The 22,726-nt window shown below is 47.2% G+C and carries 23 protein-coding genes and 1 pseudogene; 11 read left to right on the top strand and 13 right to left on the bottom strand.

Features of this window, described 5'->3' with window-relative positions:
* The first annotated feature begins 150 nt into the window (after positions 1-150).
* Positions 151-2,054 (top strand): annotated as a pseudogene (gene espL1, locus BEB42_RS09795) (type III secretion system effector EspL1).
* A 162-nt stretch (positions 2,055-2,216) separates the two neighbouring features.
* The gene (gene yniD / locus BEB42_RS09790; protein WP_001142445.1) at positions 2,217-2,324 is read left to right on the top strand and encodes a small membrane protein YniD; all 108 of its coding nucleotides are present in this window, start codon (positions 2,217-2,219) and stop codon (positions 2,322-2,324) included.
* Between the two features lie 52 nt (positions 2,325-2,376).
* Here the strand turns inward: yniD and BEB42_RS09785 are convergent, their stop codons facing one another.
* Entirely contained in the window at positions 2,377-3,135 is a 759-nt protein-coding gene (locus tag BEB42_RS09785; RefSeq protein WP_000771391.1) for a DUF481 domain-containing protein, read from the bottom strand.
* A 286-nt stretch (positions 3,136-3,421) separates the two neighbouring features.
* On the opposite strand from BEB42_RS09785, the gene pfkB reads away from it, so the two are divergent.
* The 3 genes from pfkB to BEB42_RS09770 all read left to right on the top strand — a co-directional run bounded on the left by pfkB (position 3,422) and on the right by BEB42_RS09770 (position 5,708).
* Positions 3,422-4,351, top strand: coding sequence for a 6-phosphofructokinase II (gene pfkB, locus BEB42_RS09780; RefSeq protein ID WP_000251742.1), 930 nt, complete (start codon positions 3,422-3,424; stop codon positions 4,349-4,351).
* A 100-nt stretch (positions 4,352-4,451) separates the two neighbouring features.
* The gene (gene ghoS / locus BEB42_RS09775) at positions 4,452-4,742 is read left to right on the top strand and encodes a type V toxin-antitoxin system endoribonuclease antitoxin GhoS (RefSeq protein ID WP_000146149.1); all 291 of its coding nucleotides are present in this window, start codon (positions 4,452-4,454) and stop codon (positions 4,740-4,742) included.
* A gap of 105 nt (positions 4,743-4,847) precedes the next feature.
* Complete coding sequence (locus BEB42_RS09770; protein WP_000267670.1) at positions 4,848-5,708, top strand: fructosamine kinase family protein; 861 nt, start codon at positions 4,848-4,850, stop codon at positions 5,706-5,708.
* Between the two features lie 40 nt (positions 5,709-5,748).
* Here BEB42_RS09770 and BEB42_RS09765 read toward each other — a convergent pair whose 3' ends face one another.
* The gene (locus BEB42_RS09765; protein ID WP_000222172.1) at positions 5,749-6,285 is read right to left on the bottom strand and encodes a YniB family protein; all 537 of its coding nucleotides are present in this window, start codon (positions 6,283-6,285) and stop codon (positions 5,749-5,751) included.
* A gap of 146 nt (positions 6,286-6,431) precedes the next feature.
* On the opposite strand from BEB42_RS09765, the gene hxpB reads away from it, so the two are divergent.
* From hxpB to tcyP, 3 genes are all read left to right on the top strand, one after another.
* Positions 6,432-7,100 carry a hexitol phosphatase HxpB gene (gene hxpB, locus BEB42_RS09760; RefSeq protein WP_105267343.1) on the top strand — a complete coding sequence of 223 codons (669 nt, stop codon included), beginning with the start codon at positions 6,432-6,434 and terminating at the stop codon, positions 7,098-7,100.
* 162 nt (positions 7,101-7,262) lie between these two features.
* Positions 7,263-7,853 carry a metal-dependent hydrolase gene (locus BEB42_RS09755; RefSeq protein WP_001295408.1) on the top strand — a complete coding sequence of 197 codons (591 nt, stop codon included), beginning with the start codon at positions 7,263-7,265 and terminating at the stop codon, positions 7,851-7,853.
* 132 nt (positions 7,854-7,985) lie between these two features.
* Positions 7,986-9,377, top strand: a complete 1,392-nt coding sequence (gene tcyP / locus BEB42_RS09750) for a cystine/sulfocysteine:cation symporter (RefSeq protein WP_001010714.1) — start codon at positions 7,986-7,988, stop codon at positions 9,375-9,377.
* A gap of 3 nt (positions 9,378-9,380) precedes the next feature.
* On the opposite strand, the gene BEB42_RS09745 is transcribed toward tcyP, so the two are convergent.
* Complete coding sequence (locus tag BEB42_RS09745; protein WP_032184355.1) at positions 9,381-10,184, bottom strand: hypothetical protein; 804 nt, start codon at positions 10,182-10,184, stop codon at positions 9,381-9,383.
* A gap of 289 nt (positions 10,185-10,473) precedes the next feature.
* On the bottom strand, positions 10,474-10,737 hold the full coding sequence (cedA, locus tag BEB42_RS09740; protein ID WP_001241561.1) for a cell division activator CedA: 264 nt from the start codon (positions 10,735-10,737) through the stop codon (positions 10,474-10,476).
* A 182-nt stretch (positions 10,738-10,919) separates the two neighbouring features.
* Between cedA and katE the strand changes: the two genes are divergently transcribed.
* Positions 10,920-13,181 carry a catalase HPII gene (gene katE, locus BEB42_RS09735; protein ID WP_105267342.1) on the top strand — a complete coding sequence of 754 codons (2,262 nt, stop codon included), beginning with the start codon at positions 10,920-10,922 and terminating at the stop codon, positions 13,179-13,181.
* Between the two features lie 46 nt (positions 13,182-13,227).
* Here katE and chbG read toward each other — a convergent pair whose 3' ends face one another.
* From chbG to osmE, 7 genes are all read right to left on the bottom strand, one after another.
* The gene (gene chbG / locus BEB42_RS09730) at positions 13,228-13,986 is read right to left on the bottom strand and encodes a chitin disaccharide deacetylase (RefSeq protein WP_032184358.1); all 759 of its coding nucleotides are present in this window, start codon (positions 13,984-13,986) and stop codon (positions 13,228-13,230) included.
* A 12-nt stretch (positions 13,987-13,998) separates the two neighbouring features.
* Positions 13,999-15,351: a 6-phospho-beta-glucosidase gene (celF, locus tag BEB42_RS09725; RefSeq protein ID WP_105267341.1), complete on the bottom strand. Its 1,353-nt coding sequence runs from the start codon at positions 15,349-15,351 to the stop codon at positions 13,999-14,001.
* Positions 15,352-15,453: 102 nt separating this feature from the next.
* Positions 15,454-16,296 carry a transcriptional regulator ChbR gene (gene chbR, locus BEB42_RS09720; protein WP_000983653.1) on the bottom strand — a complete coding sequence of 281 codons (843 nt, stop codon included), beginning with the start codon at positions 16,294-16,296 and terminating at the stop codon, positions 15,454-15,456.
* A 7-nt stretch (positions 16,297-16,303) separates the two neighbouring features.
* Positions 16,304-16,654, bottom strand: coding sequence for a PTS N,N'-diacetylchitobiose transporter subunit IIA (gene chbA, locus BEB42_RS09715; RefSeq protein ID WP_000968919.1), 351 nt, complete (start codon positions 16,652-16,654; stop codon positions 16,304-16,306).
* Positions 16,655-16,704: 50 nt separating this feature from the next.
* Positions 16,705-18,063, bottom strand: coding sequence for a PTS N,N'-diacetylchitobiose transporter subunit IIC (gene chbC / locus BEB42_RS09710; protein ID WP_039020756.1), 1,359 nt, complete (start codon positions 18,061-18,063; stop codon positions 16,705-16,707).
* A gap of 84 nt (positions 18,064-18,147) precedes the next feature.
* Complete coding sequence (gene chbB / locus BEB42_RS09705; protein WP_000412169.1) at positions 18,148-18,468, bottom strand: PTS N,N'-diacetylchitobiose transporter subunit IIB; 321 nt, start codon at positions 18,466-18,468, stop codon at positions 18,148-18,150.
* Positions 18,469-18,766: 298 nt separating this feature from the next.
* On the bottom strand, positions 18,767-19,105 hold the full coding sequence (gene osmE / locus BEB42_RS09695) for an osmotically-inducible lipoprotein OsmE (protein ID WP_105267340.1): 339 nt from the start codon (positions 19,103-19,105) through the stop codon (positions 18,767-18,769).
* A gap of 201 nt (positions 19,106-19,306) precedes the next feature.
* On the opposite strand from osmE, the gene nadE reads away from it, so the two are divergent.
* Positions 19,307-20,134, top strand: coding sequence for an ammonia-dependent NAD(+) synthetase (gene nadE, locus BEB42_RS09690; protein ID WP_000175037.1), 828 nt, complete (start codon positions 19,307-19,309; stop codon positions 20,132-20,134).
* Positions 20,135-20,363: 229 nt separating this feature from the next.
* Positions 20,364-21,251: an excinuclease Cho gene (gene cho / locus BEB42_RS09685; protein WP_000252370.1), complete on the top strand. Its 888-nt coding sequence runs from the start codon at positions 20,364-20,366 to the stop codon at positions 21,249-21,251.
* On the opposite strand, the gene ves is transcribed toward cho, so the two are convergent.
* Entirely contained in the window at positions 21,211-21,786 is a 576-nt protein-coding gene (gene ves / locus BEB42_RS09680) for an environmental stress-induced protein Ves (protein WP_001353168.1), read from the bottom strand. The two genes, cho and ves, sit on opposite strands and share 41 nt — an antisense overlap.
* Positions 21,787-21,989: 203 nt before the next feature.
* Entirely contained in the window at positions 21,990-22,475 is a 486-nt protein-coding gene (spy, locus tag BEB42_RS09675; RefSeq protein ID WP_105267339.1) for an ATP-independent periplasmic protein-refolding chaperone Spy, read from the bottom strand.
* Positions 22,476-22,726 lie beyond the last annotated feature (251 nt).

Below are 22,726 nucleotides of genomic sequence, written 5' to 3'. Positions count from 1 at the left end.
AAACGATCATGAGATTAATGACGAACTGGTCATATCGCAATGATAAAAGTGACACAATTCTTATAGCAATTTTTCGTGCACATTTCGTTCTGGCGATAATAATTAATCATCATACTCAAAACATCCAGACATATATAAGGCGAATAGATTATGAGTGAAAACGATATCATTATCAGAACTCATTATAAGTCTCCTCATAGAGTGCACATCGATAGCGACATACCAACGCCTTCAGCAGAGCCTATTAATCAATTTGCGCGCCAGCTCATCACCCTACTTGATACCTCTGATTTAAGTTCGATGCTGTCATACTGTGTTACTCAGGAATTTACCGCAAGCTGTCGAAAAATATCACAAAATTGTTATTCCACTGCCCTTTTTATCATTAACTTTGCCACTTCCCCCATCCATGCAGAAAATATACTCATTACATTACATTACACTATAAAAAAGAAATCATTTCCTTACTCCTGGAAACCACGCCCATTAAAGCTAACCATTTGCGAAGCATACTGGATTATATTGAACAGGAACAGTCAACTGCCGAAAAACGTAACCATTGCATGAAGCTGTCAAAAAAAATCCATAGAGAAAAAACTATACAACCAACAGTAAATCTCAATGGTAGTGCATTTTTTTTGCAATCTCCTTCTGACGCTATATTTTGTCGCCATCTGTCATTACAATACGCCCTTGATTCATTGGGAAATGGAAAAGGCAAAGTCAACCTGATTAAACATTACTCCTCCGTTGAATCCATACAACAGCATGTCCCTATAGTCCGGGACGCGGAGTTCAGAGCATTACTTCGCCATCCTCCTGCAGGGAGTCGCGTTATCGCGAGTAAGGATTTTGGCTTCGCTTTAGATATTTTCTTCTGTCGAATGATGGCAAACAATGTCAGTCATATGTCCGCGATTTTATATATAGACAATCATACTTTATCAGTAAGGCTACGAATAAAGTTAGCAGCGGATGGACAGTTAAATTATGTTGTGTCCGTTTACGATCCGAACGACACCAATGTTGCCGTCAGAGGCACCCACAGGACAGCACGAGGCTTTGTCTCGCTTGATAAGTTCATCAGTTCAGGTCCCGATGCTCAGACCTGGGCTGATATGTATGTTCGCAACTGTGCAATTGCAATTCTCCCTCTATTACCTGAGGGAGTTCCAGCGGCTATTTTCGAGGGTATTGCGACACGAATGCCATTTGCCCCTATACATCCATCGGCAATGTTGTTAATAATGGCCACAGGACAGACTCAACAGCTTATTACATTATTCAAACAGTTGCGCATACTCCCTGAAAAAGAAATCATTAAAATAATAACTGCGCAGAATAGCGTTGGTACTCCTGCTTTATTTCTGGCTATGATGAACGGACATACTGACAACGTAAAAATATTTATGCAAGAAATTCAGTCACTGGTAAATAGTCGCATCATTCATAAAAATAATCTAGTTAAGTTACTGCAAACTAAAAGTGCCAATGACACACCTGGACTCTACATTACCATGTTGTATGGATTCGATGAAATAATCAATATCTTCCTTAATACATTAACCACTCCAATAGCACAAGAGCTTTTAAACAAAAAGCTGGTAATGGATATTTTAGCAATGAAAATACACGACGGTGAACCAGGATTATTCGCTGCAATGGAAAATAATCACCCTTTGTGTGTCACACGGTTCCTCTCAAAAATTTATGGAATCGCCTTTAAATATAACCTCAGTAAAATTAATATCATGGATTTATTAAAAGGCGCAACAGCACATGGAACCCCTGCTTTATACATCGCCATGAGCAAGGGTAATGAAGACGTCGTGCTATCTTATATATCGACGCTGTGTACTTTTGCAAAAAAATATTCTTTTAGTCAACATCAGTTATTCACACTGTTGGCCGCTAAAAATTATGACAACATATCAGCTGTTCATATAGCCATTCATCATAATCATTATAAAACGGTAGAAACATATTATGCAGCTATAAATGTAATCAGCCAAAGCCTGAGCTTTAGTCCAGATGAACTACAGGCGTATTTATAACTAAATATTTACGATGTATATGTTGATACATATACTTTAAACTCAATAACAGTGACCGGGTGCACAACGCCACCCGACGGCTGCAATTGCAAAAAATCCCTTGTTGCCTGTCCCTTTTGTTACACTCCGTTATCACGCACAAGAGATATGCAGGACACTGGTATGCCGACTAAACGCTTTGATAAAAAACACTGGAAGATGGTGGTGGTGCTACTGGCAATCTGTGGCGCTATGTTGTTGCTACGTTGGGCAGCAATGATTTGGGGCTGAGCAGTGACAAACGAAAACAGCCAGACCGCATACTACGGTCCGGCAGATAATGTTACATGCTGTAGCCCAGCGATAAGGTTGTCCGACGATCGGTATGTTCCGGTGCAGACTCTGGAGGTTCAGAGTTCCATGTGACGTTGTAAGCCACCTTCAGTCCAAAATGTTCATTAATAGCAACATTTAATGCGCTTTCAGAGTTCAGCGTTGTGTCTTCCGCGCCAAAGACGGAAACACCCTGCGTAAATTTAGCGTTGTCAGTCAACTGCCATGCATAAGCCCCGGAGGCATAACCCAGCGGCTGGGTTTCACTGGCATTGTCGGTATATTTGTCGTAACGCACACCTGGACCGAATTCAAAGCGGAAACTGTGTACCGGGCCATTCAAAAACTGGCGACCATAACCCGCGGTCAACACATCGCGCTCTCGATAGCCGTTATAACGGTCTGTCAGCCAGCTTGCCTGCCCAAATAAATAGTCATAATCAGTTAAATTAAAACGGCTACGCCCGCCCGCCGCATATTTTTCTGAAGAACGCTCATCATTAGAAGAGGTATTACTGGCGTTTCCCCACAGCGACCAGGCAGTGGTATGTCCATACCAGGTCATGGTAGTGTCAGCCGTAAGTGAGGAGCTTTTCGTATTGCCTGATTGTGCAAGATATCCTGCATTCAGATTACCTTCGAAAGGTTTTTTAGCGCTGGCAGGATCGTCCATGACAGTAAAAACGGAATCATCGGCAGCTGCATTCAGTGACGCAAACATGCCCCCCGCCAACATAACGATGGCAGGAACTGTCTTCAAAAGCTTCATTTATCAAGAGTCCGTACAACAAAAAAAGAGACCTTCGCGGTCCCGGAAACTTTCTTAAGGATCAAAGATTAGCGTCCCTGGAAAGGTAACGAATTATAAAAAGGCGCGAATAACTTAGCAATGTATTCTTATTTCATTTTTTGAATAAGCATGTGGCGAAAACAGATTTTTATTTATATATATTTATCTGCAAAATTTTAAATAAAGCTCTAATAAATCATATTGTTAATTTCTTCACTTTCCGCTGATTCGGTGCCAGACTGAAATCAGCCTATAGGAGGAAATGATGGTACGTATCTATACGTTGACACTTGCGCCCTCTCTCGATAGCGCAACAATTACCCCGCAAATTTATCCCGAAGGAAAGCTGCGCTGTACCGCACCGGTATTCGAACCCGGAGGCGGCGGCATCAACGTCGCCCGCGCCATTGCCCATCTTGGAGGCAGTGCCACAGCGATCTTCCCGGCGGGTGGTGCGACCGGCGAACATCTGGTTTCACTGTTGGCAGATGAAAATGTCCCCGTCGCTACTGTAGAAGCCAAAGACTGGACCCGGCAGAATTTACACGTACATGTGGAAGCAAGCGGTGAGCAGTATCGTTTTGTCATGCCAGGCGCGGCATTAAGTGAAGATGAGTTTCGCCAGCTTGAAGAGCAAGTTCTGGAAATTGAATCCGGTGCTATCCTGGTCATAAGCGGAAGCCTGCCGCCAGGTGTGAAGCTAGAAAAATTAACCCAACTGATTTCCGCTGCGCAAAACCAAGGGATCCGCTGTATCGTCGACAGTTCTGGCGAAGCGTTAAGTGCAGCACTGGCGATTGGTAACATCGAGTTGGTTAAGCCTAACCAAAAAGAACTCAGTGCGCTGGTGAATCGCGAACTCACCCAGCCAGACGATGTCCGCAAAGCCGCGCAGGAAATCGTTAATAGCGGCAAGGCCAAACGAGTTGTCGTTTCCCTGGGTCCACAAGGGGCGCTGGGCGTTGATAGTGAAAACTGCATTCAGGTTGTGCCACCACCGGTGAAAAGCCAGAGCACCGTAGGCGCTGGTGACAGCATGGTCGGCGCGATGACACTGAAACTGGCAGAAAATGCCTCTCTTGAAGAGATGGTCCGTTTTGGCGTAGCTGCGGGGAGTGCAGCCACACTCAATCAGGGAACACGCCTGTGCTCCCATGACGATACACAAAAAATTTACGCTTACCTTTCCCGCTAACTGAAACATTCCCCCTGCATTGGGGGAATCACCACCAACCTGTCGGCAACGCGTTTCTCCGACTATGCTCAAAAGTCATGTGATAACAAAGGGGTGAACTATGGCCAGTGGCGATCTTGTCCGTTATGTCATAACCGTCATGTTGCACGAGGATACATTGACTGAAATTAACGAGTTGAATAATTACCTGACTCGCGACGGTTTTTTGCTCACCATGACGGATGATGATGGAAATATCCATGAGCTGGGGACTAACACTTTTGGACTTATCAGTACCCAAAGTGAAGAAGAAATTAGAGAACTGGTTTCGGGGCTTACCCAAAGTGCAACCGGCAAAGATCCTGAAATCACCATCACGACCTGGGAGGAATGGAATAGCAACAGAAAATAAATGGTTTTTGGGCAATAATCAGTCTGTGGTGTGCGTTAGCTCGTGTTTTTACACCGCATTCTTGCGCTAACCTTATGATCTGGCAGACAACATGGGAGAGACATCATGTGGCAGGCAATCAGTCGTCTTTTGAGCGAGCAGTTAGGTGAAGGCGAAATCGAACTGCGTAATGAACTGCCTGGCGGAGAAGTCCATGCCGCATGGCATTTGCGCTATGCAGGACGTGACTTTTTCGTCAAATGTGATGAAAGGGAACTGCTTCCCGGTTTTACCGCCGAAGCCGACCAACTGGAGTTACTGTCGCGTAGTAAAACCGTCACCGTGCCTAAGGTTTGGGCAGTTGGCGCTGACCGTGACTACAGTTTTCTGGTGATGGATTATCTCCCACCTCGCCCGCTGGATGCGCATAGCGCATTTATTCTTGGTCAGCAAATTGCGCGTTTACATCAATGGAGCGACCAACCGCAATTTGGCCTCGATTTCGATAACGCGCTCTCCACAACTCCCCAGCCCAACACCTGGCAACGTCGCTGGTCAACTTTTTTTGCTGAACAACGGATTGGCTGGCAGCTGGAACTGGCGGCAGAAAAAGGGATCGCTTTCGGCAATATCGATGCCATCGTCGAGCATATTCAGCAGCGTCTGGCCTCGCATCAACCGCAGCCTTCTCTGTTGCACGGCGATTTATGGTCCGGCAACTGTGCGCTGGGTCCGGATGGCCCGTACATTTTCGACCCGGCCTGCTACTGGGGTGACCGAGAGTGCGACCTGGCGATGTTACCGCTGCATACTGAACAGCCGCCACAAATCTATGACGGCTATCAGTCAGTATCCCCGCTACCTGCCGATTTCCTTGAACGTCAACCGGTTTACCAACTCTACACGCTGTTAAATCGTGCAAGGTTATTTGGCGGTCAGCATTTGGTTATTGCTCAGCAGTCACTGGATAGATTATTAGCAGCATAATATGGGGTGAGGATAATGGCCGCTCCGTGCGGCCTTTTGATTAAATAAACCCCAGCAGAGAAAAGAACACATAACCTGCAGCAATACAAATAACCGGCAGGATATACAGCGAGAAAAACTGCAGGAAAATAGTATGGTGCGGGACAACAATACGTGACTCAATTTGTTCACGCGTTAGCCCCTCTTCCCCTTTGGCTTTTTCCAGAATGAGTTGATCTTCAACACCTTCCCGCAAGAAGCGCGCCTGGCGACTCATCCGGGCACCGGAATCCTGCAACGCCAGTCCGACAAAAATCAGGATGAAAATCACCCAGAACATAACGTTCACGCCACCATTAAAATTGGGCGTCGGGGAGTTATACCAGAACAGATTCAAAAAAGGCGTATTCGCCTGCATCATATCGATCATGACATGAGTAAAGTCGAGCATGACCGCATTAATGCCTTCCTGGTTTTCCTGCCGGGTATTCATAAATTTCAGCAAAGAAATCAATGTAGAGATCAATGCAGGTATAAAAATCACCCAACCTAAAATCCTTTTCAAAACAGCAATGCGTCCAGCTTGTTGATACGTCATGAGTTCTCCTTGATTAAGACGCGTCGTTTCACTTAGTTTACCTGTAGATATCTGTTTTCGCCCATTCTTTAAAGGCGATATGATAGGCGCTTAATCATAAGCACGGCTTAATACCTTACACATAATGCTCTAAAGGAGAGGTTGTAATGTCAACCCCGCGTCAGATTCTTGCTGCAATTTTTGATATGGATGGATTACTTATCGACTCAGAACCTTTATGGGATCGGGCTGAACTGGATGTGATGGCAAGCCTGGGGGTGGATATCTCCCGTCGTAACGAGCTACCGGACACCTTAGGTTTACGCATCGATATGGTGGTCGATCTATGGTACGCCCGGCAACCGTGGAATGGGCCGAGCCGTCAGGAGGTGGTTGAACGGGTTATTGCTCGTGCCATTTCACTGGTTGAAGAGACACGCCCATTATTGCCAGGCGTGCGTGAAGCCGTTGCGTTATGCAAAGAACAAGGTTTATTGGTGGGACTGGCCTCCGCGTCACCACTACATATGCTGGAAAAAGTGTTGACCATGTTTGACTTACGCGACAGTTTCGATACCCTCGCCTCGGCTGAAAAATTGCCTTACAGCAAGCCGCATCCGCAAGTATATCTCGACTGCGCAGCAAAACTGGGTGTTGACCCGCTGACCTGCGTAGCGCTGGAAGATTCGGTAAATGGCATGATCGCCTCTAAAGCAGCCCGCATGCGTTCCATCGTCGTTCCTGCGCCAGAAGCGCAAAATGATCCACGTTTTGTATTAGCAAACGTCAAACTCTCATCGCTGACAGAACTCACCGCAAAAGACCTTCTCGGTTAATAACCAAGGGCAGTTATCACGCTGCCCCTGGTTCTTTATCTGAATTTGCATTCAACTGGCGGATTAATCGTCAATTTAAGAGAAAGAGTTACACCGTCACTACTTCCGTGCACTGTATAAAAATCCTATACTGTACGTATCGACAGTTTAGTGAGTTTTATCATGACGGCGGAAGGTCACCTTCTCTTTTCTATTGCTTGTGCGGTATTTGCCAAAAATGCCGAGCTGACGCCCGTGCTGGCACAGGGTGACTGGTGGCATATTGTCCCTTCCGCAATCCTGACGTGTTTGTTACCGGACATCGATCACCCAAAGTCGTTTCTTGGGCAGCGATTAAAGTGGATATCAAAACCGATCGCCCGCGCTTTTGGGCATCGTGGTTTTACCCACAGTCTGCTGGCGGTATTTGCGCTGCTGGCAACCTTTTACCTTAAGGTTCCTGAAAGCTGGTTCATTCCGGCTGATGCGTTGCAGGGAATGGTACTGGGTTATTTGAGCCACATACTTGCCGATATGCTGACACCCGCCGGTGTTCCCCTGCTCTGGCCATGCCGCTGGCGTTTCCGCTTGCCTATCCTGGTTCCCCAAAAGGGCAACCAACTGGAACGTTTTATCTGCATGGCATTATTTGTCTGGTCGGTATGGATGCCCCATTCATTACCCGAAAACAGCGCTGTTCGTTGGTCATCGCAAATGATCAATACCTTGCAGATCCAGTTTCATCGGCTTATTAAGCATCAGGTTGAATACTAAAAAGGCAAAAATCGCCTTTCTGGAATAAGCAATTCCATTTGAATATAAGAGCCAGCTCACAGTTCTGTTAATCTTGCGCCAACACTATGACTGCTACGCAGTGATAGAAATAATAAGATCAGGAGAACGGGGATGAACTTTCCATTAATTGCGAACATCGTGGTGTTCGTTGTACTGCTGTTTGCGCTGGCTCAGACCCGCCATAAACAGTGGAGTCTGGCGAAAAAAGTGCTGGTGGGTCTGGTGATGGGTGTGGTTTTTGGCCTCGCCCTGCATACCATTTATGGTTCTGACAGCCAGGTACTTAAAGATTCTGTACAGTGGTTTAACATCGTTGGTAACGGCTATGTTCAACTGCTGCAAATGATCGTTATGCCGTTAGTCTTCGCCTCTATTCTGAGCGCGGTTGCCCGTCTGCATAACGCATCACAGTTAGGCAAAATCAGTTTTCTGACCATCGGAACGCTTTTGTTTACCACGCTGATTGCGGCGCTGGTCGGTGTGCTGGTCACCAACCTGTTTGGTTTGACGGCTGAAGGTCTGGTTCAGGGTGGTGCAGAAACTGCACGTTTGAACGCCATCGAAAGTAACTATGTTGGTAAAGTCTCTGACCTGAGCGTTCCGCAGCTGGTCTTGTCCTTTATCCCGAAAAACCCGTTTGCCGATCTGACCGGAGCCAATCCGACGTCCATTATCAGCGTGGTAATTTTTGCCGCATTCCTCGGCGTAGCTGCGCTGAAGCTGCTGAAGGATGATGCGCCGAAAGGTGAACGCGTCTTAACCGCTATCGATACCCTGCAAAGCTGGGTGATGAAACTGGTTCGCCTGGTCATGCAGCTGACCCCTTACGGCGTTCTGGCGCTGATGACCAAAGTGGTTGCAGGTTCTAACCTGCAAGACATCATCAAACTGGGAAGTTTCGTTGTCGCGTCCTACCTCGGTCTTCTGATTATGTTTGCAGTGCATGGCCTTCTGCTGGGCATTAATGGCGTGAGCCCGCTGAAGTACTTCCGTAAGGTATGGCCAGTACTGACGTTTGCCTTTACCAGCCGTTCCAGCGCCGCGTCTATCCCGCTTAATGTGGAAGCACAAACGCGTCGTCTGGGTGTACCTGAATCTATCGCCAGTTTCGCCGCCTCTTTCGGTGCGACCATTGGTCAGAACGGCTGTGCCGGTTTGTATCCGGCAATGCTGGCAGTGATGGTTGCTCCGACGGTCGGCATTAACCCACTGGACCCGATGTGGATTGCAACTCTGGTCGGTATTGTTACCGTCAGTTCAGCAGGCGTCGCCGGTGTCGGTGGTGGCGCAACTTTCGCCGCACTGATTGTGCTGCCTGCGATGGGCCTGCCTGTAACGCTGGTGGCATTGTTAATCTCCGTTGAACCGCTTATCGACATGGGCCGTACGGCGCTAAACGTTAGTGGCTCGATGACCGCTGGCACGCTGACCAGCCAGTGGCTGAAGCAAACCGATAAAGCCATTCTGGATAGCGAAGACGACGCCGAACTGGCACACCGTTAATTCTTATGCTGGCAACGGTCCGTTTTGTATAGGGGCCGTTGCCTTACTTTTTAAATATTCCATCGCGGCGATGCATACTGACTCATATTTAAACAGATCGTCAGCGAAAAAAATGGCTAACTTATCAATACATTCCTGACTCAATGAATGTGCTTGTAGCGAGAAGCTTAAAACCTCATACCCAAGACGTTTTCTAAGTGAACTATCTGAAATACTCATAATCTCTTCAAGCACACCACTTCCCATTCCCGGAAGATTCAGTGGATTAAAAAGAAGATTGACATTAAGCATTGATATTACCGAAGGGAAGTTTAACAAACGTTCATTATTTTGAATTGCAGAAAAAATACTCCCTGCAGGATGTATATAATCTTGATCATAGTAAATGGTTGTCAAATAATAAATCACCAACTTATTTTTTATATTAATCAAATTAGTCATCTTATCTGGGCGAAAGACAAAAGCGAAATCCATTCCGGCAAAACTCTCATTAACACTTCTTATACGAAGTTCACTACCATTGGGATTGTCAATTATAACTTTATATTTAATATTATCTGGCAGAGACGTGTCAAAACTAAGCACTGGTGCTCTGGGTATGGATACGTCATACTTAATATTAGACATAGAGGCAATCATATAATTAAAGTGTGATTCAACGATTTCATCGCTGCCACATTGCCCCGTTGATATAAAGAAAGCGAGTTCTGTCAGGGTCGATTGAAGCTTTCCCTTATAGAGTTCGAATGCCTGATTTTGAATATTCACATTGTAATAATTACTCTGTATTAGACTTGTATAAATCATCTATCACCTCAGTTTATAAACCCTAATCATTACGCATTTTGATTTGAGTAATTGACAATCTAAGTTTAAGAGTAACGTCACAGAATGAACTATCAAAAATAGCTCATCCTGACCAGGATAATTTTGACATTTTAGAACTAATAACCAGTTAAAGAAAAAAGAGCATTTATTTTATAGCAGTAGATCGTTAAATGCAGTTTTTTGTTACAGGTGATTTGAATGAATGTAGCATCGAAATACAGAATTTCAGGCCATGTAACTCCCGGCCAAACCGGGAGGTACGTAATCCTTACTCAGTCACTTCCCCTTCCTGGCGGATCTGATTTGCCCAACGCTGGGCGGATTCAGGCACAGTAAACGCCGGTGAGCGCAGAAATGACTCTCCCATCAGTACAAACGCAACATATTTGCCACGCAGCATCCAGACATCACGAAACGAATCCATCTTTATCGCATGTTCTGGCGGCGCGGGTTCCGTACGTGGGACATAGCTAATAATCTGGCGGTTTTGCTGACGGAGCGGTTTCTTCATTACTGGCTTCACTAAACGCATATTAAAAATCAGAAAAACTGTAGTTTAGCCGATTTAGCCCCTGTACGTCCCGCTTTGCGTGTATTTCATAACACCGTTTCCAGAATAGTCTCCGAAGCGGGATCTGGCTGGTGGTCTATAGTTAGAGAGTTTTTTGACCAAAACAGCGGCCCTTTCAGTAATACATTAAGGAGACGAGTTCAATGTCGCAACATAACGAAAAGAACCCACATCAGCACCAGTCACCACTACACGATTCCAGCGAAGCGAAACCGGGGATGGACTCACTGGCACCTGAGGACGGATCTCATCGTCCAGCGGCTGAACCAACACCGCCAGGTGCACAACCTACCGCCCCAGGGAGCCTGAAAGCCCCTGATACGCGTAACGAAAAACTTAATTCTCTGGAAGACGTACGCAAAGGTAGTGAAAATTTTGCGCTGACCACTAATCAGGGCGTACGCATCGCCGATGATCAAAACTCACTGCGTGCCGGTAGCCGTGGTCCAACGCTGCTGGAAGATTTTATTCTGCGCGAGAAAATCACCCACTTTGACCATGAGCGCATCCCGGAACGTATTGTTCATGCACGCGGATCAGCCGCTCACGGTTATTTCCAGCCATATAAAAGCTTAAGCGATATCACCAAAGCGGATTTCCTCTCAGATCCGAACAAAATCACCCCAGTATTTGTACGTTTCTCTACCGTTCAGGGTGGTGCTGGCTCGGCGGATACGGTGCGAGATATCCGTGGCTTCGCGACCAAGTTCTACACTGAAGAGGGTATTTTTGACCTTGTTGGTAACAACACACCGATCTTCTTTATTCAGGATGCGCATAAATTCCCTGATTTTGTCCATGCGGTAAAACCAGAACCGCATTGGGCAATTCCGCAAGGGCAAAGTGCTCACGATACTTTCTGGGATTATGTTTCTCTGCAACCTGAAACTCTGCACAACGTGATGTGGGCGATGTCGGATCGCGGGATCCCGCGCAGTTACCGCACCATGGAAGGCTTCGGTATTCACACCTTCCGCCTGATTAATGCCGAAGGGAAGGCAACGTTCGTACGTTTCCACTGGAAACCACTGGCAGGTAAAGCCTCACTCGTTTGGGATGAAGCACAAAAACTAACCGGACGTGACCCGGACTTCCACCGCCGCGAGTTGTGGGAAGCCATCGAAGCAGGCGATTTTCCGGAATACGAACTGGGCTTCCAGTTGATTCCTGAAGAAGATGAATTCAAGTTTGACTTCGATCTTCTCGATCCAACCAAACTCATCCCGGAAGAACTGGTACCCGTTCAGCGTGTTGGCAAAATGGTGCTCAATCGCAACCCGGATAACTTCTTTGCCGAAAACGAACAGGCGGCTTTCCATCCTGGGCATATTGTCCCCGGTCTGGATTTCACCAACGATCCGCTGTTGCAGGGGCGTTTGTTCTCTTATACCGATACACAAATCAGTCGTCTTGGCGGACCAAATTTCCATGAGATTCCGATTAACCGCCCGACCTGCCCTTACCATAATTTCCAGCGTGACGGCATGCATCGTATGGGGATCGACACTAACCCGGCGAATTACGAACCGAACTCGATCAACGATAACTGGCCGCGTGAAACACCGCCGGGGCCGAAACGTGGCGGTTTTGAATCATACCAGGAACGCGTGGAAGGCAATAAAGTTCGCGAGCGCAGTCCATCGTTTGGCGAATATTATTCCCATCCGCGTCTGTTCTGGCTAAGTCAGACGCCATTCGAGCAGCGCCATATTGTCGATGGTTTCAGTTTTGAGTTAAGCAAAGTAGTTCGTCCGTATATTCGTGAGCGCGTTGTTGACCAGCTGGCGCATATTGATCTCACTCTGGCCCAGGCGGTGGCGAAAAATCTCGGTATCGAACTGACTGACGACCAGCTGAATATCACCCCGCCTCCGGACGTCAACGGTCTGAAAAAGGATCCATCCTTAAGTCTGTACGCCATTCCTGACGGTGATGTAAAAGGTCGCGTGGTAGCGATTTTGCTTAATGATGAAGTGAGATCGGCAGACCTTCTGGCCATTCTCAAGGCGCTGAAGGCCAAAGGCGTTCATGCCAAACTGCTCTACTCCCGAATGGGTGAATTGACTGCGGATGACGGTACGGTGCTGCCGATAGCCGCTACATTTGCCGGAGCGCCTTCGCTGACGGTCGATGCGGTTATTGTCCCTTGCGGCAATATCGCGGATATCGCTGACAACGGCGATGCCAACTACTACCTGATGGAAGCCTACAAACACCTTAAACCGATTGCGCTGGCGGGAGACGCGCGCAAGTTTAAAGCAACAATCAAGGTCGCTGACCAGGGTGAAGAAGGGATTGTGGAAGCTGACAGCGCCGATGGTAGTTTTATGGATGAACTGTTAACGCTGATGGCAGCACACCGCGTGTGGTCACGCATTCCTAAGATTGACAAAATCCCGGCGTAAATATGGATAAGGTCACGCCCCCTGGGGAGTGACCTTACCACCTTACTTACACATCAAGATAACTACCCAACCGATAACCACGCTCAGCAATCGCATATTTCAACGACGCTGAAGTCAGCACATCCAGTTCCGTTAACCGAGGGAAGCAATAAGCACTCTGGCGAATCGTATTATCGATAAACGCCGGGTGGCACATCACTTCCAGAGAGCGCTCGCCGCGATGACTGGAGTCATCAAGCACTTGCAGGAACAGTGTCTCGCTAATCTCTTCACCATAAAACGCGCTACTGAATCCCTGCGAACTGCGCAGATTAGCCGGTAAATCACCAACGTTAGATAGCGGCTGACGGTCGATGCGCAACGCTATCCCCTCTTCAGCCGCAAACCTGGCAACAATCGGGAAAATCTGCGGGAACATATGCACATGATGATGGCTATCAAGATGCGTAGGTTTGCGTCCAAATAGCTCAATGAAACGCAAATACTGACTGGCGAGCTCCTGAGTAATTTCTTCCAGCGGTAAAGCATCTTCTTCTGCCAACTGCCAGATCCATTTTCCCAGCACACCATCGCGGGTTAACCCCGGCATAGCTGTCAGTGCCTTGCCCATAGTAAGGACAAAGTGCATCCCTATGGCCAGACTCGGTTCATCACGACTCAACTGCACCGCATGGTCAATAGCCTGCCCATTCACCAGCGCCGTCGTCGACGTGACAATCCCATTGCGACAGGCCTCGATAATGCCGTAGTTCTGACCTTTGCTTAAGCCAAAATCATCGGCATTAACAATCAGTAAGCGTTCCATAATCAGCCTCGGTTAATGTGCTTTTTTAAGCTCTGCGATGCAGTCGGCAAAATTTGGCAGCCATTTCTCGTGCGCCAGAATCATCTCGCGTGCCAGCAGCTCAGCATCGCGATCGGAATGCACCAACGGACTAAGGTTTAGCGCCAGTAACACATCGTTAAATTCCCCGCTAAGTGCGGCGTTGCTGGCAGCAATCTCGAAGCCTTTGATGGTGTGAATCAGCCCCATCACTTTATCATCGAAATGCGTAATGCGCGGATGTGGCGTCGCGCCATCGCGCCCCAGCGTACAGGTCATTTCTACCGCCCAGTCTGCCGGAATATTATCAATATGCCCATGATGCGGGATATTAACGTAATGTTCTGCTTGCTTGTCGTTGTAGATAGCGTTGATCACTTCGCACGCTGCATCAGAGTAATAAGCCCCACCGCGCTGTTCCAGCTCTTTCGGCTTAACATTCAACTCCGGGTTTTTATATAGCTCAAAAAGTTGTTTCTCGACTTTCTGTACTACCTGCGCACGTGCGCCGCCTTTGTAGTATTCGCCCATTTCAATAGCCAGCATCTCTTTTTGCTTGAAGTAATAAAGCAAATAAGAACACGGCAACAGATTCAGAGAACGAATTAAGCCTTCGCTAAATGGCAGATCGAAAATATTTTTAACGCCAGATGCTTTTAACTGCCCGGATGCCACACCATCAAGCAATTCGGCAAAGCGTGATTTGCCATTTACCAGCACATCCTTAATGAACACCATATGGTTGAGGCCGAACAAATCGATAGATAAATCATCGCTGTCTTTCAGCATCAGAACATCGCGAATAAACATCTTCATGCCGATCGGAATATTACACACGCCGATAAAGCGTTTAAATCCGGTATGACGATAAACGGCTTCAGTGACCATTCCCGCCGGGTTAGTGAAGTTAATCACCCATGCATTCGGACAAAGTTCTTCGACATCTTTTACGATGTCAAAAATCACCGGAATGGTACGCAGACCTTTAAACAAACCGCCCGCGCCGTTAGTTTCCTGACCAAGATAACCATGACTTAATGGAATACGTTCATCCAGTTCGCGCGCCGGTAATTGGCCTACGCGCAGTTGGGTAGTAACGAAATCAGCATCTTTCAATGCTTCGCGGCGATCCAGCGTTTTATAAAGCTTCATCGGGACGCCAGCGTTATCAATCATCCGTTGGCAGAGATCAAAAATAATATCCAGTTTCTCTTTACCATCTTCGACATCCACCAGCCATAATTCGCTGACCGGCAATTCGTGATAACGCTTAATAAATCCTTCCAGTAATTCCGGGGTATAGCTGCTCCCGCCACCAATAGTGACGACTTTTAATTTCTGGCTCATAATTTCTCCCTTCAGTACAGAATACTGATATCTGGCATATCTGCCCCCGGACATAAATAATCCAGCAACAGGACAGATATGTTAATTGTCAGGTATAACGACTTACTGATTAAATTCAGTCAATTTCTTACGATAGCTCTTAGGCGTAAAGGACGTTAATTTCTTAAACGTTTTAATAAACAAGCTCGGGCTACTATAACCGGCCTCAAACGCAATATCCGTCACGGAATAGTTGGTCATTTCCAGTTGTTTTTTGGCAAAATTAATACGGATCTCATTAATAATCTGCATTGGTGTTTTGCCATAATATCGTTGAGTCGCTCGCGTCAAATATTCCTGTGATTTGGCTGACAACGTCACCATATTCTCCAGCGCCGATTCACTAAACTGCTCTTTATCATGCATCTTTTCTACCGTACTTTTCAGCCACTGCGGTACATCATCAATCACCTGTTCTTCGCGGTAATGACGCAAACGGTTAATGACATAAAAAGTCACCATCTCAACAAACTCTTCCAGCCCTGTTTCGCGGAAATTCAATGAAGAAATCACGGTTTCCACATAGGTGAGAAAAGCGTTATTGGTCCGGTATACCTGCGAAGCGACAAAGCAATAAGGCAACAACGGCAGGTAATGCTGCTCAAAAAAGCGTTTACTGATCCCAACGTTCAATATGCGCGTGGCACCAAACTCATAAAAACTTTGATGGTGCGAACCTAACGGAATAAAAACAAAATCGCCCCGTTCCAGTAACACGCGCTTACCATTAATCTCCTGGAAGTAACGCCCGGTTAATACCAGAGTAAATTCATAATAGTCGTGCTGATGCAGTCCGCTGATACTCTCAGTTTTGTTGTAGATAAACACATGGAAGTTTTTGCCATTAAACAACTGCTGTTCTCGGGCAGTGGCAATTTCCGGCGCGTTAATCACTGGCTGCATCATCAACTCCTTATGCCTTCAGTTTTTCATGAAGCTCAATTAATTCAGTAATCAGTTCACGCGCAAGCATGGACGTCATTAAATGATCCTGAGCGTGGACCAGCACCAGACTCACTTTCATCTTACCTTCGCCCGCATCGCCTTCAATCAGTTTCGTCTGTACCAGATGCGCTTCATTCAATGCCATCCGTGACTGATCCATCATGGCTTTTGCTGCGGCAAAATCGCCCTGCTTCGCCTGTTTCAGTGCGGCATACGCCAGGCTGCGCGCTTGTCCGGAGTTGATGATAAGTCCCATCACCACTTCTTCCAGCTCTTCAGCTTCTGTTTGCGTATCGGGAATGTTATCGAGATCCATCATACATCGTTCCTCTCTTTTCTTGCCGGCACGATTACTCCTACCGGCATCGATTAAAATTTCAGGGCATTAGCGATATCTTCTTCGCTCTCTTCTTTATCAATCGTGTTTTGTGCTTTGTTAGCGACCACAACAAAGGGCAGATAAATTAACGTTGCGATACCAAGGTTGAAGAGTGCGACCAGCAATGCGGCGACGCTACCGTTGGTGTTAAAGAAGGCCCCCAGACCGGTTGGCATGGTCCACGGTGCAATATTGGTCACCGGAGGAATAATGCCCATGTAGTACGCTGCCAGAGTGATTGCCGCCAGAATCGGTTGCACCAGTACAAACGGGATAAACATCACCGGGTTCATGATAATTGGCAAACCAAACAGAATCGGTTCGTTAATCTGGAAGATGCCGGACGGCAGCGCCAGTTTTGCCACCTGACGATAATCAGCACGGCGAGAGGCGATAAAGATAGCCAGGATCAGGCCTAAAGTCGCACCACTGCCCCCAAGGAAAATAAAGGAGTCCAGCATCGGCTTGGCCCAGATATGGAAGGTCTTACCGGCTGCCAGCGCCGCTTCGACGGAACCATATTGCTGATAGGTCGCGATATTTTCCAGCGCCCACGGCGTCATAATGCCGTTGTCCAGTGCGGTCAGCGCCAGCGCACCATGAATACCGAAGAACCAGAGCAGTGGAACAAAGATCACATAGGCCCAGCCCACCACGCTACCCAACGATGCCAGTGGGGTTGAGATGGTATCCATAATGATCTGATGGAAGTTAGTGCCCCAGGTATTCAGCGCCCAGGCAATAATCCCCATCACGGAAAGAATAATAAAGCCGGGAATTAATGCCGAGAAGGAACGCGATACTGAAGCAGGTACGCTGTCGGGCAATTTAATGACCCAATTGCGGCGGACAATAAAGGTAAACATTTCTGCCACCACCAGGCCAATAATAATCCCGGAGATGATATTCGCCCCACCTAACCAGTTTGCGCCAACCGCATAGGCCTCACCGACACTATATGGGGTGACGGTCATAAATGCTGCAACGGATAACAACCCAGCCGCCAGCGCATCGACTTTACGCTCTTCTGCCAGCGCCATGCCAATAAAGAACGGTGCCATTAAAGACATTATCCCTAATGTTCCGTTATATACGTTGCCGCCAATACCTTTCAGACCATTAAGTGTTTCAATGGTTGAGGCATCCAGGCGAATACCTAAGGAATAAAAAAAAGACCCCTCACCAAAGCTTAGAAAAACGTTGTTAATTAATACAAACATGGCCCCCGCAAGGGTTAACGGCATTAAGCGAATAAAGCCATTTTTGATTGCATTAACGTGTGGCTGCTTTCCTATTTTAACTGCAAAAGGGAGGAGTACCTTTTCAAGCGATGCAATAACATTACTCATAGAAAAATACCCTTAAAAACCGCAATTTAAATATTGCGGTATTGATTTATGAAATAACTCTTTGACGGGAAAATTTAAAATAAATTAATTTGCTGCGGCTTTTTTAATCGCTGCAACCGCAGCCTTAAGCACGCCTAAACCATCGACTTTGCCATAAAGCAGCGAGTCAATTACTTCAACCGGTTTGTTGGGTAACAAACGCTGGATTTCGGGCAACATATAAGCAATCTGCGGCCCTAATAACACGACATCGGCATTCTGACCTTTTTCACCGGCCAGTGTTTCCGGAAATGCTTCAATAATGACCGGAACTTCATATTTTTCTGCCTGTGCGCGCATTTTTGATACCAGTAAAGAGGTAGACATGCCCGCAGAACAAAACAGATAAATGTGTTTCTTTTCCATAAAACTGCCCTCATCGACGATTATCTGTCAGCCAGACACTCCGCAAGCCTTAACCTGCTTCCATGCTCTGGGTAACTTGCGAAACCAACATGACTTTTTTTGTGGCTGAAAGGAGTATACGGTATAGACCTGAGCAATAGTATTTCTTTGACCTTATAAATTGTCTCTCCTTGACCTGTGGTTATGACCCTCTTCACATTTCGGGCAAATAATTCGCGAAGATAATTAAGAACACAGGCCAAAAAAAACCGGCGCAATGGCCGGTTTCCGTTGTTACTCAAGCTTTCAGACGAAGTGATTACTTCGCAGCCTGTGGATCAGTGTCGTATTCAGCACAGGTCTGATAACCGGAGTTGATGACATGTCCGGTATCATCTAACGCGACAAAGTAGGTTTCTGTTTTACCATCACGTTGACCCAGGATGTAGGTCTGGCAAGTACCACGAGCATGAATCATACTCACTTCAGACGAAGGTTTACCCGCAATTTGTGCAACCTGCGCCCGGCTCATGCCTTTTTTGACGTCTTTCACCACAGGCTGTACAAACTGGTCTTTGGTACGATCATAAGCCGTACAACCCGCCAGCATGGTTAATACCGCCGCTGCACTCAGAATTCCTGCCATATTCTTGTTCATATTCCGTCCTCTTTTTTATCAGCGTGTTAGATAAGCCTGGAATACATTGGGCGCTTTTTCAAGCCCGTGAACGAAACGGCTCCGCTTTCAGAGGATTCCTGTATGACGTTTTAACCACCATTCAGACCGCTGTCGCTTGTCGTTTCAATAGCAACGGGTTAGCTTTAAGGAAGTTTTGTCTTTTCTGTCTGGAGGGGTTCAATGACATTGCAACAACAAATAATAAAGGCGCTGGGCGCAAAACCGCAGATTAATGCTGAAGAGGAAATTCGTCGTAGTGTCGATTTTCTGAAAAGCTACCTGCAAACTTATCCGTTCATTAAATCACTGGTGCTCGGGATCAGCGGCGGTCAGGACTCCACGCTTGCCGGTAAGCTGTGCCAGATGGCGATTAATGAGCTGCGCCAGGAAACCGGCAACGAATCGCTGCAATTTATTGCCGTACGCCTGCCCTATGGTGTTCAGGCCGACGAACAAGATTGTCAGGATGCCATTGCCTTTATTCAACCGGATCGCGTATTAACCGTTAATATCAAGGGCGCGGTATTGGCCAGCGAACAGGCGCTGCGCGAAGCGGGTATTGAATTAAGTGATTTTGTCCGTGGCAATGAAAAAGCGCGTGAGCGGATGAAAGCACAATATAGCATTGCGGGTATGACCAGCGGTGTCGTGGTGGGCACCGATCATGCAGCAGAAGCCATTACCGGATTCTTCACTAAATATGGTGACGGCGGTACGGACATTAATCCGCTGTATCGCCTCAACAAACGTCAGGGTAAACAGTTACTGGCGGCATTAGGTTGTCCGGAACATCTTTATAAGAAAGCCCCAACGGCCGATCTGGAAGATGATCGCCCTTCTCTGCCAGATGAAGTGGCACTCGGCGTGACCTATGACAATATCGACGACTATCTGGAAGGGAAAAACGTACCTGAACAGGTCGCCAGAACAATAGAGAACTGGTATCTGAAAACCGAACATAAACGCCGTCCGCCAATTACCGTTTTCGATGATTTCTGGAAAAAGTAATAATTTGCACATATTGGTTTGTGCGAAAAAGAGTACTTTGTTCACGCCGGATGCGGCGTGAACGCCTTATTCGCCCCACAAAACTATGCAAATTCAATATATTGCATGAGTCGAATAGGCCTGACAGGCGTAGCACGTCAGACGGTGTAACCTTTGTCATCAACCCGCCTCTTTTTTAATCGCTACCCGCCTGTTACACTGGATAGATAACCAGCACTCGGAGTCAACAGTGGTACGGCGTTTAACTTCTCCGCGGCTCGAATTTGAAGCTGCGGCAATTTATGAATATCCCGAACATTTACGTTCATTCCTTAATGACTTACCCACCCGACCAGGGGTGTATCTGTTTCATGGCGAAAGTGACACCATGCCGCTCTATATCGGCAAAAGCATTAACATCCGCAGCCGCGTCCTTTCTCATTTACGTACCCCGGATGAAGCCGCCATGCTGCGACAATCCCGACGCATCAGCTGGATATGTACCGCCGGTGAAATCGGCGCACTGCTCCTTGAAGCGCGATTAATCAAAGAGCAGCAGCCGCTATTTAATAAACGATTGCGCCGCAATCGCCAGCTCTGCGCCCTGCAATTAAATGAAAAGCGCGTCGATGTGGTGTATGCCAAAGAGGTGGATTTTTCACGAGCCCCCAACCTGTTTGGCCTGTTTGCCAATAGGCGCGCAGCTTTGCAAGCATTGCAGACCATCGCTGATGAACAAAAACTTTGTTATGGCCTGTTGGGACTGGAACCGTTAAGCCGCGGGCGTGCATGTTTTCGTTCTGCATTAAAACGTTGCGCCGGGGCGTGTTGCGGTAAAGAGAGCCCTGACGATCATGCGCTACGCTTGCGCCAGGCTCTGGAGCGTTTGCGGGTGGTGTGTTGGCCTTGGCAAGGTGCGGTGGCACTGAAAGAACAGCACCCGGAAATGACTCAATATCATATTATTCAAAACTGGCTGTGGCTGGGGGCGGTTAATTCGCTGGAAGAAGCGACAATGTTAATTCGGACACCCGCCGGGTTTGATCACGACGGTTATAAAATTCTTTGTAAGCCGCTGCTTTCCGGTAACTATGAAATTACTGAACTTGATCCGGCGAATGACCAGCGAGCCAGTTGATTTCACTGAACAACAGTTTACCTTGCGGTTGTAAAAGCCGCAGGGTGTGCCTGCCATCGAACCAGCACGCGCCCTGGTCGGTAGTGAGCAGTTTATCGCCCAATTGCCACGCCCCGTTAATGACAAACACTACCCCGCCGCGTGAGCCAAAGGTAGTAAACGTACGTTCGGCAATTCTGACTTTCGCCTTACAGACATCCAGGCGTGTCATGATGTTGAAATCCAGCGACATCTGCCCTGCCGTCAGTTTCGCTTTAACCACCTGGTCCGCCGCAAAGGCAAAAGGCTGTAACGGTTTTAGGGTATGGTTAAAGCGGTCTGCGCTTTCAAGGAACATCTCGCCGCCTTCCAGCAACGTCACTATCCTTTCCATACCAGGAAACAAAGAAAACTCCCCATTCGCCGCGATGGATGCAATGCTGGCGCGCCAGTAAAAATCACGTTTTGCCGGTGGGAAAGTGCAGATTTCACGGGTTTCACCGGCAGCGTTTCGCCACAAATTCACCGACATTTTACGCATATCAAAGTATTCCATACTCGCTCCCGGCCCGTTCTTTTCATTGTTATCGTTCAGGTAACCGTGGATGGTTATCGGCAACTCGGGTGATTTACGTTAGTGGCGATCAGGCTTTTTTTGCATCTGTTTGAGAACAAAAAAAGAAAACCGCCGATCCTGTCCACCGCATTACTGCAAGGTAGTGGACAAGACCGGCGGTCTTAAGTTTTTTGGCTGAAAGATTATTCAGCAGTTGCAGGCATTTTACCTTTTGCCGCTGGACGTTCTGTCAGACGCTTCTCAAAATTAGCATTAAATTGCTTTTTCTGTTCCGGCGTCAGGATGTTGTAAATTTTGTTCTGGGTTTCCATGTGCGCCAGCATATTAGCTTTGCGCTGTTCTTCCATTTTTGCGATCTGCGCTTCAGCTTTTGCTTTATCGAAGGTATAGCTGGCAATGATGTCATGCATTGCGCGACGTTCTTCCAGCGGCGGACGTTTCATCTGGTCACGCTGGCCTTTCATGATTTCGCGAATCTGCTGTTTCTGCGCGTCGGTCAGGTTCAGGTCTTTGAACATCATGTCCTGATGCGGACCGAACTTGCCTTTGTGGTGCATCATCGGCTTCGCGTCAGCCGGTGCTGCGGTAGTGGTGTCTGCGGCATGGGCCAGGTTAGCCGCGCCAAGAGCCAGGGTAGAGGCAACAAACAGTGCAGTTAATTTACGCATATTCTATATCCTTCCTTTCAGTTATTTATTACGGCTTTCTTAAGTAGCGTGCCGTGTTGACGAGATTAACTTTACTGATTTTAGCGTCAATTAATCAGAGCAACGGTAAAACAATGAAAGTGTAAAAAACACTTTTGCGCCAATTATGGAGAAAAAAAGAAAATTTGATGGAGAGCAATGAGAGAATATTACAACATGATGATTTTGCAGAGATTATGAAGAACTATACCGGATGACTGGTGATAAATAAA

It is taken from the genome of Escherichia sp. MOD1-EC5990, assembly GCF_002965285.1.
Lineage (GTDB): Bacteria > Pseudomonadota > Gammaproteobacteria > Enterobacterales > Enterobacteriaceae > Escherichia > Escherichia coli_F.
Note: the sequence above shows the minus strand (reverse complement) of the source record. Positions and strands in the feature narration are given on the sequence as shown.

Bases quoted from the DNA above. Each gene is read 5' to 3' on its own strand.
- yniD (WP_001142445.1), top strand. From the start codon at position 2,217: ATGCCGACTAAACGCTTTGATAAAAAACACTGGAAGATGGTGGTGGTG.
- BEB42_RS09785 (WP_000771391.1), bottom strand. From the start codon at position 3,135: ATGAAGCTTTTGAAGACAGTTCCTGCCATCGTTATGTTGGCGGGGGGC.
- pfkB (WP_000251742.1), top strand. From the start codon at position 3,422: ATGGTACGTATCTATACGTTGACACTTGCGCCCTCTCTCGATAGCGCA.
- ghoS (WP_000146149.1), top strand. From the start codon at position 4,452: ATGGCCAGTGGCGATCTTGTCCGTTATGTCATAACCGTCATGTTGCAC.
- BEB42_RS09770 (WP_000267670.1), top strand. From the start codon at position 4,848: ATGTGGCAGGCAATCAGTCGTCTTTTGAGCGAGCAGTTAGGTGAAGGC.
- BEB42_RS09765 (WP_000222172.1), bottom strand. From the start codon at position 6,285: ATGACGTATCAACAAGCTGGACGCATTGCTGTTTTGAAAAGGATTTTA.
- hxpB (WP_105267343.1), top strand. From the start codon at position 6,432: ATGTCAACCCCGCGTCAGATTCTTGCTGCAATTTTTGATATGGATGGA.
- BEB42_RS09755 (WP_001295408.1), top strand. From the start codon at position 7,263: ATGACGGCGGAAGGTCACCTTCTCTTTTCTATTGCTTGTGCGGTATTT.
- tcyP (WP_001010714.1), top strand. From the start codon at position 7,986: ATGAACTTTCCATTAATTGCGAACATCGTGGTGTTCGTTGTACTGCTG.
- BEB42_RS09745 (WP_032184355.1), bottom strand. From the start codon at position 10,184: ATGATTTATACAAGTCTAATACAGAGTAATTATTACAATGTGAATATT.
- cedA (WP_001241561.1), bottom strand. From the start codon at position 10,737: ATGCGTTTAGTGAAGCCAGTAATGAAGAAACCGCTCCGTCAGCAAAAC.
- katE (WP_105267342.1), top strand. From the start codon at position 10,920: ATGTCGCAACATAACGAAAAGAACCCACATCAGCACCAGTCACCACTA.
- chbG (WP_032184358.1), bottom strand. From the start codon at position 13,986: ATGGAACGCTTACTGATTGTTAATGCCGATGATTTTGGCTTAAGCAAA.
- celF (WP_105267341.1), bottom strand. From the start codon at position 15,351: ATGAGCCAGAAATTAAAAGTCGTCACTATTGGTGGCGGGAGCAGCTAT.
- chbR (WP_000983653.1), bottom strand. From the start codon at position 16,296: ATGATGCAGCCAGTGATTAACGCGCCGGAAATTGCCACTGCCCGAGAA.
- chbA (WP_000968919.1), bottom strand. From the start codon at position 16,654: ATGATGGATCTCGATAACATTCCCGATACGCAAACAGAAGCTGAAGAG.
- chbC (WP_039020756.1), bottom strand. From the start codon at position 18,063: ATGAGTAATGTTATTGCATCGCTTGAAAAGGTACTCCTCCCTTTTGCA.
- chbB (WP_000412169.1), bottom strand. From the start codon at position 18,468: ATGGAAAAGAAACACATTTATCTGTTTTGTTCTGCGGGCATGTCTACC.
- osmE (WP_105267340.1), bottom strand. From the start codon at position 19,105: ATGAACAAGAATATGGCAGGAATTCTGAGTGCAGCGGCGGTATTAACC.
- nadE (WP_000175037.1), top strand. From the start codon at position 19,307: ATGACATTGCAACAACAAATAATAAAGGCGCTGGGCGCAAAACCGCAG.
- ves (WP_001353168.1), bottom strand. From the start codon at position 21,786: ATGGAATACTTTGATATGCGTAAAATGTCGGTGAATTTGTGGCGAAAC.
- spy (WP_105267339.1), bottom strand. From the start codon at position 22,475: ATGCGTAAATTAACTGCACTGTTTGTTGCCTCTACCCTGGCTCTTGGC.